Raw genomic sequence first — 17,559 nt, forward strand, 5'->3', positions numbered from 1 at the left:
AACTGGTGATAATTCGACATAAAAGAAAGCAAGAAGACGCTCGGGAATTGCTCCCCGCAGCGTCTTTATTTTTGCGCTTTTGCCTTATTGAGGTATGGCGCAGATCGTGGAAGCGGATATAGCGTAGGTTGTTATTCTGAATGAACTGCCTGAACCATAGGTAAGTTCGCTCATGATGGAACGGCGATCCGTCCGCATGGCTATTCAAATAGGCACGCACATTTTGGCAGATGGAGAGAGGCAATTAACATAGTGTGAATTTCCTGCTTAAAACTTGATGTGAATCTGATATAGAACTTGATGTGAAACCGCCTTGAAAGAAAAGATACATTTCAATAAAGTGCACTTCATTCGAGGGAGGGGATGGAAAGATTGTAGTTTATTTTAATCTTTCCATCCATAAATACTTAGATTGCTTGGATAAGCCTTTGGAGGCATTGCTTTATTACCTACTCATCGCTAGTGCGAGTTCAATGAAGCGTTTAACTTCCTTCCTAAAGGCTTCTTTGCGTTCTGCGAGGTTCTCATTTCATGAGCAATCTAAAAGTACAAATCCCAGCCGATGATAAGGGCGCTGAACAGCAATGCTGAAAAGCCGGACAGTGCATATAAGATTGTTCTTCGTTTGCCGTTCTTTTGCTTCCTGAGTTTAAGTCCAAGCAGTACGATATAACCCGCTGTCAGCACAACATAAACGATGTTAAATATTAGGTGAATGCGAAGGGCTGAATAGGTCGAGATGATCAAGGTTCTATAGCCCAGGATTGCGGTATTCGCTATAAAGGCAAGTCCTGCAGCATTCATCCAAAGATGGTATTTGTTCAACGGTGCTGGCAGTTTTGGTGTTTTTTTAAATCTGTAAATGATCCATCTGATCAGGCCGCCAAGAAGTGAAAAGATTATGATTGCTGTACCCAGACTGAGTGCAACCAGGGTTATTCGAACACGTTGTGCGGACAGGCCTGTGAGCGGAAAAAAGTCGTTATACGGGTTCGAGAATTTGATCACTGCTCCCCCGGCATCCCGCACAAAATACATAAATCCAGAACTATAGACCGGAACATAAGCATCAGGCGATATTTGGCTCAAGGGCTGGCCGTTATGATCTAAATAGGAAGGGTTACTTGCGGTAATCTTCTCAGTATAAAAGAAGTCCCGGATTTTGGTGAACCCGTGGTCCACTCTTCGCGCAGTTATATATTCACCAGCCACCTGTGAACTATCCGGAAGCCCGCCGCTGTAGACTGCGGGCAGGTAGGCGCCAAACACCTTGTCGACAAGGCCGGTGGTATAGTTCGACTCATTATACTGGTTGGTCATCACTACCATGCCGAAGCCGGATTGCGGGTCCAGTACGAACTTGCTTGTGAAGCCGAGCGTATTCCCGGCATGTTCCAGCGCGGGAGCAGCATAATTCACTGCAAAAAACCCGTGGGCAATTCTTGGAATATCAGTCTCTTCATAGTACAGGCTGGGAGACAGCATGTCCTGTAACGTGGCATTATCGTGGAATAACGGACTGTTACGGCCCGCTGGAGGCATTAGAGCCGCCACGAATTTCGCTGCGTCCTTTGCGGTTCCTATGGTACTTCCTGCCGGATAAATACTGAGATAGGCTCTATTCTTCTTAATCAGCTTCAGCTTCGTTGTGTATCCTTGAATTCTGCTTCTCCCTTCGGCAACTGCCGGATTGTCCTGTTGCGCCCAGTGAATGGAGGTATGGTCCATACCAAGCACTTCAAAGATATGCTTTTGCACATAGGTATAAAAGGGCATGCTGCTCTGCAGTTCCACAATAAAGCCAGCCAGCGCCACTCCGAAATTGGAATAAGCTACAACCTTGCCTGGCGGGTTGATCTGCCGGGGTTCAAGGCGCTGAAGTGCGTCTCCAAGTTCAGGGACATCTTCCTCTGCAAAATACCACAAATCAGTGCCCAGCTCCTGCCAGCCCGCGTTGTGATTCATCAGGTTCAGCAGAGAAACAGGCGCCTCATATTTTAGCTTGCTGAGAAAGCCTTCAGGAAGATATTCGCGGATATCTGTCTCCAGATTAAGCTTCCCCTGCTCAACCAGCTGCATCACGCTGGTCCATACCAGCAGCTTCGTGCAGGAGCCCCACTCAAACACAGTATCTGTATCTGCAGGAACCTGACGCTCTATGTCTGCAAATCCATACGCTTTATCGAAGAGGGTGTCGCCATCGTTAACCACCGCCACAGACACGGCTGCAGTCGTCGGCTCATAGACAGTTTCATAATTATCGGTTAATCCCTCAAGCGAAGACAAGGGTGAGCCGGAAGGAAGCAGAGCTTGCTCTTCCTCAGCTGCATATGCAGGAACTGCCAGCATCAGCATAATGACAACAAGCATACTGGCGGAGAACTGCTTAACTCTGTTCCTTCTGTTTTGTTCTCTCATAGGTAAACTCCCTTTTATAATCCAAATGATTTGAAACGCTCTTGAGTATTTCCACAAAATTACATCATGTTCCTTCTTTTCTTTATCAGGTTGAACCGCTCCAGGTGATAACGAAGAAACTTTTTGATAGGATAGGCCTTGCCGGGTTTTCGAAAAGCTCCGTATTTATTAGCATCGCGTGGGTTTAGGCATCCCCGTTAATTGTTATTAAATGTGTTGACTCTGCTTACTCTACACATGTGGAGTCGGTGGCATGGTTGGAGCGGAAGTAGTACAGGATGGGAATCCTTTATGTATCAAGGGTTCGTTCGCTGATACAGATGCGTGGAAATTAGTAGGACGGTGTGTCCAATTGTACATGGGTGCAAATGTGGTGCGAAAAATAAAGATAATCGCCAGTAACTGGTGATAATTCGACATAAAAGAAAGCAAGAAGACGCTCGGGAATTGCTCCCCGCAGCGTCTTTATTTTTGCGCTTTTGCCTTATTGAGGTATGGCGCAGATCGTGGAAGCGGATATAGCGTAGGTTGTTATTCTGAATGAACTGCCTGAACCATAGGTAAGTTCGCTCATGATGGAACGGCGATCCGTCCGCATGGCTATTCAAATAGGCACGCACATTTTGGCAGATGGAGAGAGGCAATTAACATAGTGTGAATTTCCTGCTTAAAACTTGATGTGAATCTGATATAGAACTTGATGTGAAACCGCCTTGAAAGAAAAGATACATTTCAATAAAGTGCACTTCATTCGAGGGAGGGGATGGAAAGATTGTAGTTTATTTTAATCTTTCCATCCATAAATACTTAGATTGCTTGGATAAGCCTTTGGAGGCATTGCTTTATTACCTACTCATCGCTAGTGCGAGTTCAATGAAGCGTTTAACTTCCTTCCTAAAGGCTTCTTTGCGTTCTGCGAGGTTCTCATTTCATGAGCAATCTAAAAGTACAAATCCCAGCCGATGATAAGGGCGCTGAACAGCAATGCTGAAAAGCCGGACAGTGCATATAAGATTGTTTCTAAATGGTTTTTTGAAACAACCAATGTCATTGTATCAAAAACTCTGCTATAAAATTCAATTTGAGAAGGTAATCTGTCAAGATTATCACTTTCGCTCTTAATTTCAAAACCGTGTAATCTCCCATTAATAACTGCTACATCAACTCTTGCTGATCCAAAACAAACATCCAATTCATCAACAACAATAGTCGTGGAGTCAAGGGTGAACTCAGCAAAGGAAGTGAATTTTCTTTTTAATAACAACCTTATATCACTGTCCTTTAGCTTATCCAAAATAATTCCTCCTTTCCTACCCGATTGTTTCCTTCAGAGTGATTTTAGCACATGGTACTAATTAAGGAAAGCTTCTACACTAAGTATATTTGGAGAAATATTACATTATGGATACAAATCTGAAGATTATTATCAGCTCTAAAAATAATGAAAATCAGTGATGTGAATCTGATGTGAAACTTGATGTTAAACCGCCCTAAAAGCTGCTACCACAGAGCACGTCATACTTAAAAGCCCGTATTCTACGCGCTTTCCCACCACTATAACAGAAGCCCCAATAACGGGATGGTTGCCCGCATACGGTGCATGTGGAGTCGGTGGCATGGTTGGAGCGGAAGTAGTACAGGATGGGAATCCTTTATGTATCAAGGGTTCGTTCGCTGATACAGATGCGTGGAAATTAGTAGGACGGTGTGTCCAATTGTACATGGGTGCAAATGTGGTGCGAAAAATAAAGATAATCGCCAGTAACTGGTGATAATTCGACATAAAAGAAAGCAAGAAGATGCTCGGGAATTACTCCTGAAGCGTCTTTATTTTTGCACTGGTGTTAACATTCGTTAACCTCTGAGGTTAGTAAAAGCAGAACGAGCGTACAATGCAAAGAGAGCCGTGCGCTAACACAACTCTCTTTGCAATAGCTACTTTTAAGGGCGGTAGGCCGCAACAAACAGGTCACGACAGATAGAGCGCATGCCTTGCGAGAGGGGGCGGTCTATTTGCGTTTATTAGACAGCAATTTCAGCAGGTATTTTCTTGTGTCAGACAGGAAAATTAATACACGAGCACGCCCGCACCAAGCACGGATTTGTTCAACACGGAATTGCCGGCCAGAAATACCTTTTGCAGATTAGGCAGCCCGCTCAAGGTTTCTATATTGGAAATGGCATTGTTCTCCAGATGAAGCTCTTCTATGGCCTGCCAGTTGCTCATGAATTCCAGAGAAGCCAAATTGCTGTCTTGCAGGGTGAAGGAACGCAGAGCGGACAGGTTGGCGAAATAAGGCATCGCCTGGTCAACTTCACTGACAGAGTTATTGTTCATGCTAAAAGATGGCCGGTCTAAGGTCAAATGCTCAAGCACGCTGTTCGCCGCGCCTGCCTTTTGTCCGAAATCCAGACGGCATTCTGAGCACACCAGAGTGTTCACCTGCTTCAAACGAAATAAGGCATCGCTCTCCTTATACAGCGACGAATCGTAGATGTTTAGTGTCTTCAGGCGGGCCAAGTCGTCCAGGGCGTCAAGCTGGGCTATTTCGTCGATGTCCCAGAGGGAAAGCTGCGCAAGCTCCGGGAATTTCCCCAGAGCCTCCATATTGAGCTCTGAACTTCCGCCCCGGATCGTCAGGCCGGTTACGGCAGGCGCTTTCAGCCCGGGGAGAAAGTCGCCGGGGATTTCCACCCGCTTAACGCCCGGCAATGCCAGCGCCTCTGCCTTCTGGTAGTACCCGGACAATGTCAATTCCCGCAAAGAGGGCAGGCTGTTCACGGCCGTTACCGAGCTAAGCTGGCCTAAGGAAGCCAGGCGGAGTGAAGTAATAGAGGTCTTCCCGGCCAGACGCTCCAGGCTGGTGAAATTCAGATTCTCTACATCTAATGTTTGCAGAGCAGGCATGTTTTGCACAAAGTCGATGGACTTTATATTGGTTAAATAAGATAGGTGAAGCTCCTGAAGCTGGGTTAAGGCGTACAGCGGCTGCAGGTCTGTGGCATCACTGTAGTGGATGGCCAGGGATGACAGCCCGGTCATGGACGACAACCACCCCAGTTCATTGACAAAGGTAAGCGAGAGGGACTTCAGCGGCAGCTTATGGAGCAAATGAAGATCTGTTACGGACTCATCCACATAGGTAATGGCCAGAGAGCTTAAATTAGGGAATTCCAGCAGCAAGGCCAATTCCTGATTGCTGCGAAGCTGGGTGGACAGCTCCGTGATTTTAGACTTGTCGCCGAAGTACCCGGAAAATTTGCTGAAGGATTCGTTAAAGGCGCCACCATAGCTTTTTAATCCGGGCATATGGGCCAGAGTTGTTGTGTCCGCCTGGGAGATCTCGTAGGTATTCGTCAGGTCCAGTGCTGTCAGCCCCCTAAAGGCCTCAAAATCCCGCTGATCGATCCGCTGGGCATTCAGTTTCTTGTCTTGGGTAATATAAGTGATCTTCTCGGCCTGCGCATTGCTGAAGGGATCGGAGAAGCTGTAGGTGAAACGCCACTGGTCATTCTCCGAACGATCCACGGTTAAATAGCGCAGAGAGGCCAATTCCTCCTCTGTCGGCATCGCAGAGCCTTTATCCAAGATCTCCCGCAAAAAGGAGAGCAGGACCTCGCTTTCGGGCATCTTCCGCACAGACAGATTGGCTTCTGTTGTGTGCTGAGGGGAGTCTAAGCCGTAATAGAAATAAGTACCGATGGCGCCTGATATGACGAGCAGCAGGATCAATACCAGCCTTAGAGGGACGGAGACGGAGACGGACGGCTTCGGCGTGGCCTCAGGAACTGTCCCGTGATAATGGTTAATGGTCTGATCCACATAGTAGACATGATTTTGCTTCAATAGAAGCTCTGTATGGCAATAGGGACACTTGAGGGTCGTACCTTCCTTGTATTCAATTCTTCCGCTGCAATTGGGACAGTTTAACGGAATAAATGCCACGAATGCCTCCTCCTTCATGATGTGATGATAAGCTCATACTGAGCTGGCATCTGAGTTCATTATACTTCTTTTATTCTATTATACTTTCCAGAGAGGATAGAGCCAGCTGTTGTCAAAAAGCAAGTGATTTGTAGGTGGCTTGGTTGGTGAGGGCAGGTAAAGGTGATACAGATGGCGGGAGACAGATTTGACATAATATTAATGTGAAAATCCACCAATTTCAATCTATTTCCCCCCAAATGAAAAGAAGACCCCAGGAAACTGCAAGCTCCTGGGCGTCTTCTTTTTTGTACTTATGCTGAATCATGGTCCATCAATAATGCTTGTTAACGAACTTACCGGGCCCGTCCAGCCTGCATCGTCAATTGCACCAATTCCTCCAGAAGCTGCTCCTCCAGACTGATGATTTCACACATTCTTCTGTGAATCTTCTCCCGCCCGGCCGGCTTATTGCCGGAGCACATCACCTTGATCATGAATTGATTAATCAGATCCCACTGCTCTCCTGCATGACGGTAGCCCTCGGCGGCCCGGGAGAGAGCGGGCACATGGGCTTCGCGGTTAAGCAGCTGCAGGAACAGGCTGAACCGGATCCGGCTGATGGGCAGGGCGTTGGCATACAGCTTGAAGCGGGAACCGGCTTCGGCAGAATTATCGGCGGGAATCCCTGTATGCAGATAGGTCCCGGCATAGGATCTGAGGTTAGCAGGAACCTCGCCCGGCTGAACCTGATTGGCTGGATCTGTCAGCATTCCTTGAAGCGTAGTCTGCCAATCCGTGTATGAATGCGTAGACTCACAACGGTCAAATAAGGCATAGAAATGGCAGGCCTGCTCAAGGATATCGAAATCTATTGCTTCAAGCTCTTTGCCATAGTAGGCATCCGTCAGATAGATGATGTTGCCGGGCCGGTCCAGTCCAACAGCGAGACAGGCATGGCTGGTATGCAGCCTGCGGAAGGCCACACACCAGGGGCAGTCATAGGAATCGAAGCCGACCAGAACCGGCATTCCCGAAGACAGCCGGCTCTCCAGAAGGTCAAGCATAAAGTCCTTATCCATCGCCGGACCCTTCCGTTCGATATAATTGAATAGAAGGCCATGATACGCAGACAGGGATTCTGTACTGATCCGCGGCAGCGTTAACCGCTCAATCAACGGCTGATCCGGGGACTGCTGTTCTTCAAAAGACATCTGCCAGGCATTGCCGTACATACACTTGCTGTCCTTGCCCTGCCACTGGGCAACAGACTGGATACAGTCATCAATACAGCTGCGCAGGGTAGGATAGGGCGTACTCTTAATGGGAGCAATGTTCAGCACTGCTCATCATCTCCTTCGCCGACAAAAAGTGACTCTGCAACCGGTTTCGATAAGAAGCAGGAGTCATACCGCTATATTCACGAAATAGCCGGTAGAAATATTTCATGTCGTAAATTCCGACCTCCAGGGCAATGGACTGTATCCCAAGCTCTGTGAACATCAGCAGGAGGCAGCTATATTTCATGCGGATTTCCTGGAGCATCTGGATATAGGACCTGCCGGTCTTAATTTTGAATAATCTCTGAAACTGGCGGGAGCTCACCGCAATCTGGCGGCTCATCTCCTTCAGTGTGATTTTCTCTCTGAAATGACTGATCATATACAGGATGACGTCATGCAGCGGATCATAGTCTATTTCGGGCTGCTGAGCGAACGGAATGGCGGCTGCAGGCATTATGAGGTCTGCCAGTTCGAACAGCAACGGGTATAGCTGCTGTTGGTCCCCAAGTGAGCCGCAGCTCTGCATCTCATGCATACGGCGGAGCAATAAGGCCAGCTCCACGCTGCTCTCCCTATACCCGAACCATTGCTTCACCTCCAGAAGCTCCAGGAGCGGGAACATTTCTTCTTCAGAAAAGGGTTCCGGCAGCCCCCTGAGCATCCTGCCAAGCTCAGGCCTGAGCATACAATTGTAGATGAGTAGCGGCTCTGTACCGGTCAGATCCTGCGGCTGGAAGACATGGGAAACCCCGGGCGGTATAACTAACAAATCCCCTTGCATAACCTGCATTTTATCCTCACCTGCCAGATGGATGCCTTCCCCCTGAACTACATAGGCGAGCTCTACAAAATCGTGCTGATGACGTACGGAAGTGACCGTTTCCTGAGTCAGGAGCATTTGTACCGGCGAACAGGAGTCAAAAAGATATTCCCCAGTAAATACCGGAAAAACTTCCATAACACAAACCTCCGTTTCCTGCTTCCTTAGGATAGACATCTGGAATCCACCCTAGTATATCTGAATATTTTGGCGTATTCAACCATATATTAACATATTGAATTTTGGTATATTCATCCTATTCATTCCTATTATGCCTACTGAAAGGGGTATACACATGCAGCAAAAGGTCATTGAGATTATCGCGGAAATCAAGGAGGAGCCGGGCCTGCTTCAGACGCTGAGCGGAGCTTCAGATCTGACGCTGGACGCCGCACTGGATTCGCTGCAAATCATCAACTTTATTCTGAGAATCGAAGACGAATTCGATGTCGAAGTAGACTTTGATACCTTTGATCTTGAGCATTTGAAATCGGTGGACCGCTTCTCCGCGTATGTCACCGAGCTTGCCGTCCGATGAAGCACGCTGTACACTGCGGCAGCCTGGAGTCGGAGCGGTACTGGCGGGAGGAAGACCTGGCTGCTCTGCCATCCGTTCCTGATGCGAAGGCTCTGGCTATCGTGCAGGCCATGGATGAACTGCTGTTTGTCTTCTGCGGGAGCGGAGATATTCTATTAACCCGCCATGGGATGGACAAGGCTCAATATGACTATCTGCAATCTCTCAATTATTCATTCAAGACCAATATGAATCCATTAACCCTGGGCGTGGAGGCACCTGGCACAGCACAGAACGCACTGAATGCAATGAATGTATTCGAGCTGCTGGGCAGGCTGAACCCCGGGCAGGAGCCGGACAGGTTAATACCGGAAGGATCATGGCTTGAGCCCTTTGCCGTGCTTCCCGGAACGCATGAGGCGGTTAAGCGGTATAAGCTTCAGCCCGCTCTCCCGGATGAACAGACTGTGCGCAAAGTGAACACCAAAACCTACTCTGCTGCTATGCGGGACAGGCTGCTGCTGCCGAATATCGCTGTTGTTGTCCATAGCGCGGAAGAGCTGCTGCAATCAGGACAAGCGCTGCTGGAGAAGGGGGCTTTTCTGATCAAGGATGAGTATGGTGTATCCGGCAAAGGCAATCAGCTCGTGGACTCTGAGCGGATATTGCGCCGGATTGCCGGGTACCTGGAATCCAGCCGGAACCAGGACAAACGAATAAAGTTTGTGCTCGAGCCGCTGCTGGACCGGGAGACTGACTTCTCCTGCCAATTTCACATTGATCCGGAAGGCCGGATCTCGATATTGTCTGTTCAGCAGCTGGTCAATCATGGGTTTGCCTTCGGAGAGTCCCACTCCCCGGAGCCGGCTCTGCTCGAAAGGCTGGACCGGGAAGACTATTGGGAGATCATGCACAGCATTGGGCGGGAGCTGTATGCAGACGGTTATTTCGGTGATGTATGCGTCGATTCGATGCTGCTGCGTGACGGAAGCCTCGCCCCTCTGGTCGAGATCAATGCCCGGAAGTCGATGAGTCTGATCAAGCATAATGTAGACCGCCAGCTCAAGCAGGAGGGAACGCATACCTGCCTGTTACAGGTGCCGCTGGCAACCATGGGCGAGGTTCATTATGCAGAGCTGCTGGGGCGGCTTGAGCGGGAAGGCATATTATTTTCGCTGGGAGCGGGGGAAGGCGTGATTCCTTTGGCTTCGGGCACACTTCAGCCTCCTGACCCGTCCCGGTCTGCCGGCTCCACTAAGGGCAAGCTGTATGCAGCACTCGCTTACCGGGATGAAGACAGCAAGCACAGACTCACCTCCAAGCTCGACGAATCGCTTCTGCGCTCGGGTTACACAATACTGCGATAAAGAAAGGGACCCTCCAATGAATAACACCGTGACGATTCTATGCTCTGGTTTTGGTCTGGGCTTCTATGTCCCCGGCCTGCTGATGGAACGGAGACTTACCGCACTTGGCATCCAGGCGGAGATTGAGGTTTTTGAAACACTCATGTCCGACAGCAAAAAACAGCAGACAGACAACAGCCGCAAAGCGTACCAGCAGAGCTTTGCCGTAGCCTTGACCTCGCAGAAAATACCGGGTGATATCCGGGGCAGCCTGGATGCTGCGGCCGTGGAACATTTATTACAGCAATGGAAGCAGCAAGAACGGCAGCACTTCATTGTATTATCCGGGCATTGGGTGCATGTCATGGACAGGTACCGTGAACTGGCCGGCTTTCCGGTGGAGGCCGACCTGCTCTATATTGATGCCGACCTCTCGCCGTCATGGAAGAATCTCCGCAGGCTGAATCCCGGTTACGCGGAAGGTTATCGTGAAGTAAGTATGTATGACCCTGCGGCAAGGGAGATTCTGTGCAGCATAGATGCCGGACCGGCGGAAGCGCTGCCCGCCTCGGCCAGGAACGGGAGATTGGTTGTTCATGGCGGCGGCTGGGGAATTGGCACCTTCCGTGAGAAGTTTGATAGCCTGGAGTCGGCAGGGTATGAACTGGATATTGCCGCGTACAGTCCTCAGGAGATTGGAGAGGCCATCCATGGAAGACGTTATTATATGAACGATCCGGATTGGCGGACCTGGAAGCGTGACAGTAGCGGGGAGTATACCTTCCCGCCTTTTGCAGAAGTAGCCGTCAGCCAGCCGGACCGCTATCCGCCCTGCCGTAACTACCAGGACGGGATGTATGGCGTCATCCGGCAGGCATCCGCAGTTATCAGCAAGCCGGGTGGAGGCGCCCTGATTGATTCACTGGCCTCGGGCACACCGCTGGTGCTGCTGGACCCCTTCGGCCCGCATGAGAAGGTTAACAGTGATCTGTGGGTGGAGCTGGGTTACGGCATCCGTTACGGGGAGTGGGCCGAGATGGGCTTTGACCGTGAGGCGCTGCGGAAGCTGGCGGACAACCTCCAGTCAGCCAAGGGCCGGTACCCGGATTATGTGGCAAGCTATGCGGAGCAGCTATCCGCAGCAGAAGGGAGAAGCTAATGCAGCCTACCAGTAGAGTGAGCCTGGACGCCAAGTCCTTTGAGGCCCTGAAACGTACGATTAAGAATGTGGTGGTCCCGCACAGGGAACGCAAGCATGATCCAGGGTTCAGAACCGTTATGCCGGAGATTATGTCCCTGAAGCTGACCAACCGCTGTAATCTCCGCTGCAAGCATTGCTACCAGTGGAATGAATCCGGCTATCATCATGATATGGACACCGCTGAGCAGAATCTGGATATGGATGTGGAGATGATCCGGAGGCTGCTGGAGGAGACGGATGAAGCGCAGTCCCGCCTGTATTTATGGGGAGGCGAGCCGCTGTTTCACCGGGATACCAAGCAGATCCTGGAGCTCCTGCAAGAGCATCCCCGGGATACAACGATCTGTACCAACGCCTACCTGATTCCTAAGTATGAAGAAGAGCTGTGTGCAATCTCTGACAATCTGGAGCTGCTGATTCCGATCGAGGGGTTCGAGGAGGAGCATGATTTGCTGCGCGGCAAAGGCTCCTTTCAGAAGGTGATCGACAGCGTCGAACGGCTGCTCGAGCTGCGCAGGCAAGGCCGCTTCCGCGGCCGGATCTCTGTGCACAATGTGATTAATGACAATATGATCGGCAGATTGTATGAGCTGGTGGAGTTTTTTGAGCAAAAGGGCGTCGATCTGGTACTGCTCTGCTTCCCGTGGTATATCTCTGCGGACACGAGCCTGGAAATGGACCGCTTCTACGATGAACACTTCCAGTGGCTGGCGGAGCTTCCGCCGGATCACCGGAGCAGCTGGCATGCCTTCAAATACCATATCAAGCCTGAGAATGTCACAAGGCTGACCGAAGACCTGAAACGGATCAACAGCAACACCTGGCATAATACCCGAATCCGTTACCAGCCGGGGCTCGACTTTGATGAAATCGAGGATTTTGTGGCCGGCAAGCCGATGCTCTCCCGCAGTACATCGAAATGTCTGGCGCTCAGTACCCGGGTGGATATTGCTCCGAACGGGATGGTGAGTGCCTGCAAATTTTTTGGCGAGCTGGCCATTGGCAATGTGAAAGAGCAAGCGCTGACGGAAATATGGAATTCAGCCCGCTACGACAGACTGCGGCGGATTCTGGATGAAGGCTTGTCGCCGGCCTGCTCCAAATGCAATGTGCTGTACCTGAATACCTATGCTGCCCTGACGCATGTATGAAGAACGGGTGTGATCAGCCTGCCTATAGGCTCGGTATCCTGGGTGCCTCGAATATTGCTGTACCTGCCATGCTGGAGCCAGCTCGGGTTGTGGAGAAGGTGCGGATAACCGCAATTGCCAACCGGACATTGGAAAAGGCAGCGACACTGGCGGAAGCTTACCAGATTCCTTATGTGGCGGGCAGTCTGGAGGAGCTGCTGGAGCTTTGCGATCTGGATGGGGTATATATTGCACTCAGCAATGAGCTTCATGCAGAATGGGCAGTCCGGGCATTGGAGGCGGGGAAGCATGTATTGGTAGAGAAGCCGATCTGCTTACATCCCGAAGAAGCTGAACGGTTACGGCTGCTAAAAGAAAGCTCCGCCGCTCCGAAGCTCGCCGAAGGTATGATGGTTGCCTTCCACCCCTGGCAGCAGGCGCTCAAATCGATTGTCGGCTCCGGGCAATTCGGCCCGCTCCACAAGATCAGTACCAGAATATCCGTACCTGCCAGGGACAGATATGCCGGGAATTACCGCAGTGTTAAGGCGAAGGGCGGAGGCGCTTTTGCCGATCTGGGCTGCTATTGGCTGCAGTTCCTGCAGACCCTTGTTGGTCTTCCGCCAAGTGAGATCAGGGCGCAGTCGGCTTTTGACGGGCCGGAGGGCTGTGACTGGACCTTTCAGGCGGCGCTGCAATATGAGAACGGTCTGGAAGCCGAGTGTCTCACTTCCTTCGAGCTGCCTTTCCGGGCTTCGCATACGCTGTATTTCGAACATACGGTGCTTACAGTCCCGGACTTCTTCCGGCCGGTCAAAGGCTTCTACAAAATCAAGATACGGCATGATCTGCCGGACAACCGCAGCACCCTGTGTGAATTCGAGCCGATGAATTACTATGTCAGCCAGTTGAATGCCTTCGCGGAAATAATGAGCGGGCAAAGGGCAGAGCAGCTGGAAGCTACATGGGAACGGATACACCTGCAATCCATAATCCTGGCCGAGGCGCAGCAGCGCCGGGTCTATCTATGAAGCAATCCGCCCTTGGCCCAAACGTCAAAACAGCGACTCTCCATCATCGGAGAGTCCTCTCCATCATCGGAGAGTCGCTGTTTGTTGTTAACGGTCCTGCAAGGAAGGAGGCTGCTCTATCCAGGAGCGCTCGTTGTTGATTACATAAATGCCCAGCGCCTGCTCGAAGGTAAGGCCGTGATTATAGAAAGCCAGCATCTTCGCAGCGAAGCGCATACTCTTATCTGCGCCGGGCGATTGCAGCAGCTCTGCAGCGAGCTTACGGAAGTCCTTCGGCTTAGCTTCTGCAGCCTCAACAGCATCCAGCAGCCCTTTGTGGCTTGGAAAGAGCATGCGGTTATAAGCCAGGATCATTCTCCCGCTGAAGAAGACCAGGTTGGTAGCGGTATGGGCGAGCAGGTAGGCGTCGTTCTTCCGGGCGGCTTCTTTGGCGAAATAAAAAGCATACAGGAAGATCTGGGCGCAAAAGTCCCGCAGATTACGTTCCCGGTTTTCTTCAGGATAGACAGGGATTCGGGCGACCAGTTCACCCAGCTCCGGGATTCTGGAGAATAGTACATCTGATCCGGTAAAAGCATACCTCGTCGGCTCGTTGCCCCGCCCCGCGGCAAGCTCCAGGAACCGGAGGTTGATCACTTTGATATCGGCGTAACCGCCTTCATAGGTACTGACTTCCCGGTCCACGTAGGACAGCCTATTCTTCCGGTCATATTCTTCATAGGCCTCATCGGTGAATACCAGATGAACATCCACATCCGAGGTCTCCTTGGCGGTTCCCTGGGCTACCGAACCGCTGGTGATTACCGCCAGGCAGGAAGGGTCCTTCGCCTGCTTCTCCACCAGCTTCTCCAGCGTCTGTCTATGGTGCGCATACATCTCTTTCATCCTCCCTTAACGTGCTCCTGCACATTAAGCGTAACCATTAGACAGCTCACCAGCTATGGTCAATTCAGACATTTAGGGTTCAATTCCGTAAATCAGGTTGCCTTGATGATAAATGGTGATGTGGTCATTCGCGGCGTAGCTGATGATGGCGGGCTGGAATGAGTAGTCATTAGTCTGGTTGAGATTCGCCCAATTAGTGTTGTGAATGCGGAACTGAATATCTCCGGTTGTGCCGGAAGCTGCGAGTGAGCCTGCACCTGCCGTAAATCCGATCTCCGCATAGGTATCGACACCTGCCCGCGGTGTAGCCAAGGGGACGATTTGCGTCAGCAGTTTTTCTTTGCCGATGACCGCGTAATCAAATTCCAGGGTCTGTGCAGCGTTTCCATCTCTGTTGTACCAATAACGTATCGTAAGCTCATTCAGCGGAATGGAGCTACCGGACTCGTTCTTCAGCTGTAGACTCGCCCGGATTGAGCCCACGGCCGTCCCCGTCTCACCGGCACGGTAGAGCAGTGTGGCATGAGGATCGCCAGATCCCGGGCCTTCACCGGGTCCGCCAGGATCACCGATAGGGGTGAAGGTGACCGGCTTCATAATAAGGTCCAGCATAGCCTGCTTCGGCGCATTCCAGGAGGTCCAGTCATCCAGCAGCAGCCCGCCGGTATCTCCGCTATTCGGATTCAGACTCCAGTACGTCCAGTAGAGATTGTTCTGGCCGATGTAGCTTACGAGCGCATGCTGCCATTTCCCTTCCGCCGATAAGGTATCCACGCTGCGCCCGCCGAATTCTCCGGCAAGAACCGGGGCAATTTGTTCCTTGCTGATGTATCCCCAGGTATCATCCCACAGCTTCGGCAGATTATTGGGGAAGTCGGCAGCACTGAACCAGGTCTGTGAGGCAACGCCGGGACCATAATCATGCGGGGAATAGACCACCCGGTCCGGCACAGTAAGTGTAACCGGGTAATTACGCACACCGGTCAGATTACCGCCCCACCAATAGCTGCTGGAGTTGCCCTGAACGTTGGTCTCAATGCCTTCGACAATAATGAGCCAGTTCGGATTCGCGGCGAGAATCGCATTGCCTGCCCGTTGACTGGCCAGCCGCCAGTCTGTGGCAAGATTACCTGTTCCCCAGCTTGCCGTACCATGCGGTTCGTTATGCAGGTCGGCTCCAATGACGGTAGGATTATCTGCATAGCGCTGGGCCAGCATCACCCAGTCACTGATCCAGCGGGTTTCGGGATAGGCCGCAGTATACCACAGCGCTGATTGTCCGCCGGAATCCGGCCGGTGCCGGTCAAGGAAAATCCGGATGCCGCGATTCCCGGCTTTCTCAATCAGTTTATCCATAATCTGCAGCGGCGTAAGACCGGCCAGATCAGGATTTTTGGCATAATCGATACTATTGGCTGCAGAGCCTGAATCGAACATCTGGTTGCAATAGGGGAGCCGGATCAGGTTATAGCCTTCCGTCTTGATCTGGTCGAGCACATCATCCATGGAACGGGACCACAGCCCATGCGGAGAGTAGTTCGCAGTTTCGAAGCCAAACCAGTTCAGTCCGTTGAATACGGCCGGATTCCCGGCGGAATCCACGATTTTGTTGCCTGAGGTGTGGTAATAGCCTGCTGCACCTTCAGCCTTCACTTCATAACCCGGATATGCATAAGCACCTGCCAGCAATACCAAAGCTGCAAACCATACACCCAATTTCCGGAACCCGAACGACATCCATTTTCCTCCTCTTAGTGATTTCAGTGAGGTCAGACTTTATAGCATACGATCCGAATGTTAACGTATTCATTGAACCAGTCGGAGAATATGGAGATATGGCAACAATTATGGTAATTTTATCCTTATCGTCAGGTACAAGTTCAAATGTGATATGTGTTATAATAAAAGCCGAAATAGCGCCGGCTCAGGAATTTGTCCTGATAGGCATAGAGAGGTATTTAATATGACTAATAATTTCTGGCGTGAATTACCACGCCCTTTCTTCATACTGGCGCCCATGGAGGATGTGACGGATGTTGTGTTTCGCCATGTCGTAAGCAGAGCGGGCAGACCGGACGTCTTCTTCACGGAGTTTGCGAATTCAGAGAGCTATTGTCACCCGGAGGGGCATCATGCGGTGCGCGGGCGTCTGACTTATACAGAGGATGAACAGCCGATTGTAGCTCATATATGGGGCGATAAGCCGGAATACTTCCGTCAGATGAGCATCGGCATGGCCGAGGAAGGCTTCAAGGGCATCGATATTAACATGGGTTGTCCTGTAGCGAATGTAGCCGAGAACGGGAAGGGAAGCGGCCTGATCTGCCGTCCCGAGCTCGCAGCGGAGATCATCCAGGCGGCCAAAGCCGGAGGACTGCCCGTCAGTGTGAAGACAAGACTCGGGTTCACTGACCTGGGCGAATGGCGAGGCTGGTTAACCCATATTCTGCAGCAGGACATTGTGAATCTGTCGATTCATCTGCGCACCAGAGAGGAAATGAGCAAGGTGGATGCCCACTGGGAGCTGATTCCGGAGATTAAGAAGCTTCGTGATGAGATCGCACCGCATACACTGCTGACCATTAACGGGGATATCCCTGACCGTCAGACGGGTCTTAAGCTTGCTGAAGAGTATGGTGTGGATGGGATTATGATCGGGCGCGGGATTTTTCAGAATCCGTTTGCGTTCGAACAGGAGCCGAAGGAACACAGCAGCGCGGAACTGCTTGATCTGCTGCGGCTGCATCTGGATCTCTATGATGAGTATTCGGGCCAGAAGCCACGTTCATTCAGTCCGCTCCAGCGGTTCTTCAAAATCTATGTCCGCGGCTTCCGCGGAGCCAGTGAGCTTAGAAATAACTTAATGAACACCAAGTCCACGAGTGAGGTACGGGCGCTGCTGGATGAGTTTGGGAGCAGGGAGCAGGACGGGGCGGACGAGCTTGGGAATTAGGCAGCCAGTATTCTAGAAATCGGTGTGGAAAATAGAAGACGTGAAAAGTG

At 51.0% G+C, this 17,559-nt stretch carries 13 protein-coding genes; 6 read left to right on the forward strand and 7 right to left on the reverse strand.

Annotated elements, in window-relative coordinates; genetic code table 11:
• Positions 1-540 precede the first annotated feature (540 nt).
• The 5 genes from QW71_RS13015 to QW71_RS13035 form a co-directional block, all read right to left on the reverse strand.
• Positions 541-2,418 carry a serine hydrolase gene (locus QW71_RS13015; protein WP_052770007.1) on the reverse strand — a complete coding sequence of 626 codons (1,878 nt, stop codon included), beginning with the start codon at positions 2,416-2,418 and terminating at the stop codon, positions 541-543.
• A gap of 940 nt (positions 2,419-3,358) precedes the next feature.
• Positions 3,359-3,712 (reverse strand): sce7726 family protein, encoded by a 354-nt coding sequence (locus tag QW71_RS13020; RefSeq protein ID WP_052770008.1) that lies wholly within the window; start codon positions 3,710-3,712, stop codon positions 3,359-3,361.
• A 774-nt stretch (positions 3,713-4,486) separates the two neighbouring features.
• Entirely contained in the window at positions 4,487-6,364 is a 1,878-nt protein-coding gene (locus tag QW71_RS13025) for a leucine-rich repeat domain-containing protein (protein WP_039298389.1), read from the reverse strand.
• A gap of 335 nt (positions 6,365-6,699) precedes the next feature.
• Complete coding sequence (locus tag QW71_RS13030) at positions 6,700-7,686, reverse strand: hypothetical protein (protein WP_039298392.1); 987 nt, start codon at positions 7,684-7,686, stop codon at positions 6,700-6,702.
• Complete coding sequence (locus tag QW71_RS13035; RefSeq protein WP_039298396.1) at positions 7,664-8,584, reverse strand: AraC family transcriptional regulator; 921 nt, start codon at positions 8,582-8,584, stop codon at positions 7,664-7,666. Before QW71_RS13035 ends, QW71_RS13030 begins: the two co-directional genes overlap by 23 nt.
• Before the next feature lie 157 nt (positions 8,585-8,741).
• On the opposite strand from QW71_RS13035, the gene QW71_RS13040 reads away from it, so the two are divergent.
• Genes QW71_RS13040 through QW71_RS13060 form a run of 5 tightly spaced genes read left to right on the forward strand, consistent with a single transcriptional unit; the run spans position 8,742 to position 13,671 of the window.
• Positions 8,742-8,984, forward strand: coding sequence for an acyl carrier protein (locus tag QW71_RS13040; protein WP_039298399.1), 243 nt, complete (start codon positions 8,742-8,744; stop codon positions 8,982-8,984).
• The gene (locus tag QW71_RS13045) at positions 8,981-10,330 is read left to right on the forward strand and encodes a hypothetical protein (protein WP_039298401.1); all 1,350 of its coding nucleotides are present in this window, start codon (positions 8,981-8,983) and stop codon (positions 10,328-10,330) included. The genes QW71_RS13040 and QW71_RS13045 overlap by 4 nt, the downstream gene beginning before the upstream one ends.
• 16 nt (positions 10,331-10,346) lie before the next feature.
• Positions 10,347-11,468 (forward strand): hypothetical protein, encoded by a 1,122-nt coding sequence (locus QW71_RS13050; RefSeq protein WP_039298404.1) that lies wholly within the window; start codon positions 10,347-10,349, stop codon positions 11,466-11,468.
• Complete coding sequence (locus QW71_RS13055; protein WP_039298407.1) at positions 11,468-12,661, forward strand: radical SAM/SPASM domain-containing protein; 1,194 nt, start codon at positions 11,468-11,470, stop codon at positions 12,659-12,661. The genes QW71_RS13050 and QW71_RS13055 overlap by 1 nt, the downstream gene beginning before the upstream one ends.
• Positions 12,658-13,671 (forward strand): Gfo/Idh/MocA family protein, encoded by a 1,014-nt coding sequence (locus QW71_RS13060; protein WP_039298410.1) that lies wholly within the window; start codon positions 12,658-12,660, stop codon positions 13,669-13,671. Before QW71_RS13055 ends, QW71_RS13060 begins: the two co-directional genes overlap by 4 nt.
• A gap of 87 nt (positions 13,672-13,758) precedes the next feature.
• Here the strand turns inward: QW71_RS13060 and QW71_RS13065 are convergent, their stop codons facing one another.
• Positions 13,759-14,547 carry a nucleotidyltransferase domain-containing protein gene (locus tag QW71_RS13065; protein ID WP_039298414.1) on the reverse strand — a complete coding sequence of 263 codons (789 nt, stop codon included), beginning with the start codon at positions 14,545-14,547 and terminating at the stop codon, positions 13,759-13,761.
• An 81-nt stretch (positions 14,548-14,628) separates the two neighbouring features.
• Positions 14,629-16,293 (reverse strand): cellulase family glycosylhydrolase, encoded by a 1,665-nt coding sequence (locus QW71_RS13070; protein WP_039298417.1) that lies wholly within the window; start codon positions 16,291-16,293, stop codon positions 14,629-14,631.
• A 226-nt stretch (positions 16,294-16,519) separates the two neighbouring features.
• Here QW71_RS13070 and QW71_RS13075 point away from each other — a divergent pair, with 226 nt between their 5' ends.
• Complete coding sequence (locus QW71_RS13075) at positions 16,520-17,509, forward strand: tRNA-dihydrouridine synthase (RefSeq protein WP_039298420.1); 990 nt, start codon at positions 16,520-16,522, stop codon at positions 17,507-17,509.
• Positions 17,510-17,559: the final 50 nt, after the last annotated feature.

This window comes from Paenibacillus sp. IHB B 3415 (assembly GCF_000802655.2).
In the GTDB taxonomy this organism is placed as follows: Bacteria; Bacillota; Bacilli; order Paenibacillales; family Paenibacillaceae; genus Paenibacillus_AQ; species Paenibacillus_AQ phytohabitans.

Bases quoted from the DNA above. Each gene is read 5' to 3' on its own strand.
- QW71_RS13015 (WP_052770007.1), bottom strand. From the start codon at position 2,418: ATGAGAGAACAAAACAGAAGGAACAGAGTTAAGCAGTTCTCCGCCAGT.
- QW71_RS13035 (WP_039298396.1), bottom strand. From the start codon at position 8,584: ATGGAAGTTTTTCCGGTATTTACTGGGGAATATCTTTTTGACTCCTGT.
- QW71_RS13040 (WP_039298399.1), top strand. From the start codon at position 8,742: ATGCAGCAAAAGGTCATTGAGATTATCGCGGAAATCAAGGAGGAGCCG.
- QW71_RS13045 (WP_039298401.1), top strand. From the start codon at position 8,981: ATGAAGCACGCTGTACACTGCGGCAGCCTGGAGTCGGAGCGGTACTGG.
- QW71_RS13050 (WP_039298404.1), top strand. From the start codon at position 10,347: ATGAATAACACCGTGACGATTCTATGCTCTGGTTTTGGTCTGGGCTTC.
- QW71_RS13055 (WP_039298407.1), top strand. From the start codon at position 11,468: ATGCAGCCTACCAGTAGAGTGAGCCTGGACGCCAAGTCCTTTGAGGCC.
- QW71_RS13060 (WP_039298410.1), top strand. From the start codon at position 12,658: ATGAAGAACGGGTGTGATCAGCCTGCCTATAGGCTCGGTATCCTGGGT.
- QW71_RS13065 (WP_039298414.1), bottom strand. From the start codon at position 14,547: ATGTATGCGCACCATAGACAGACGCTGGAGAAGCTGGTGGAGAAGCAG.
- QW71_RS13070 (WP_039298417.1), bottom strand. From the start codon at position 16,293: ATGTCGTTCGGGTTCCGGAAATTGGGTGTATGGTTTGCAGCTTTGGTA.
- QW71_RS13075 (WP_039298420.1), top strand. From the start codon at position 16,520: ATGACTAATAATTTCTGGCGTGAATTACCACGCCCTTTCTTCATACTG.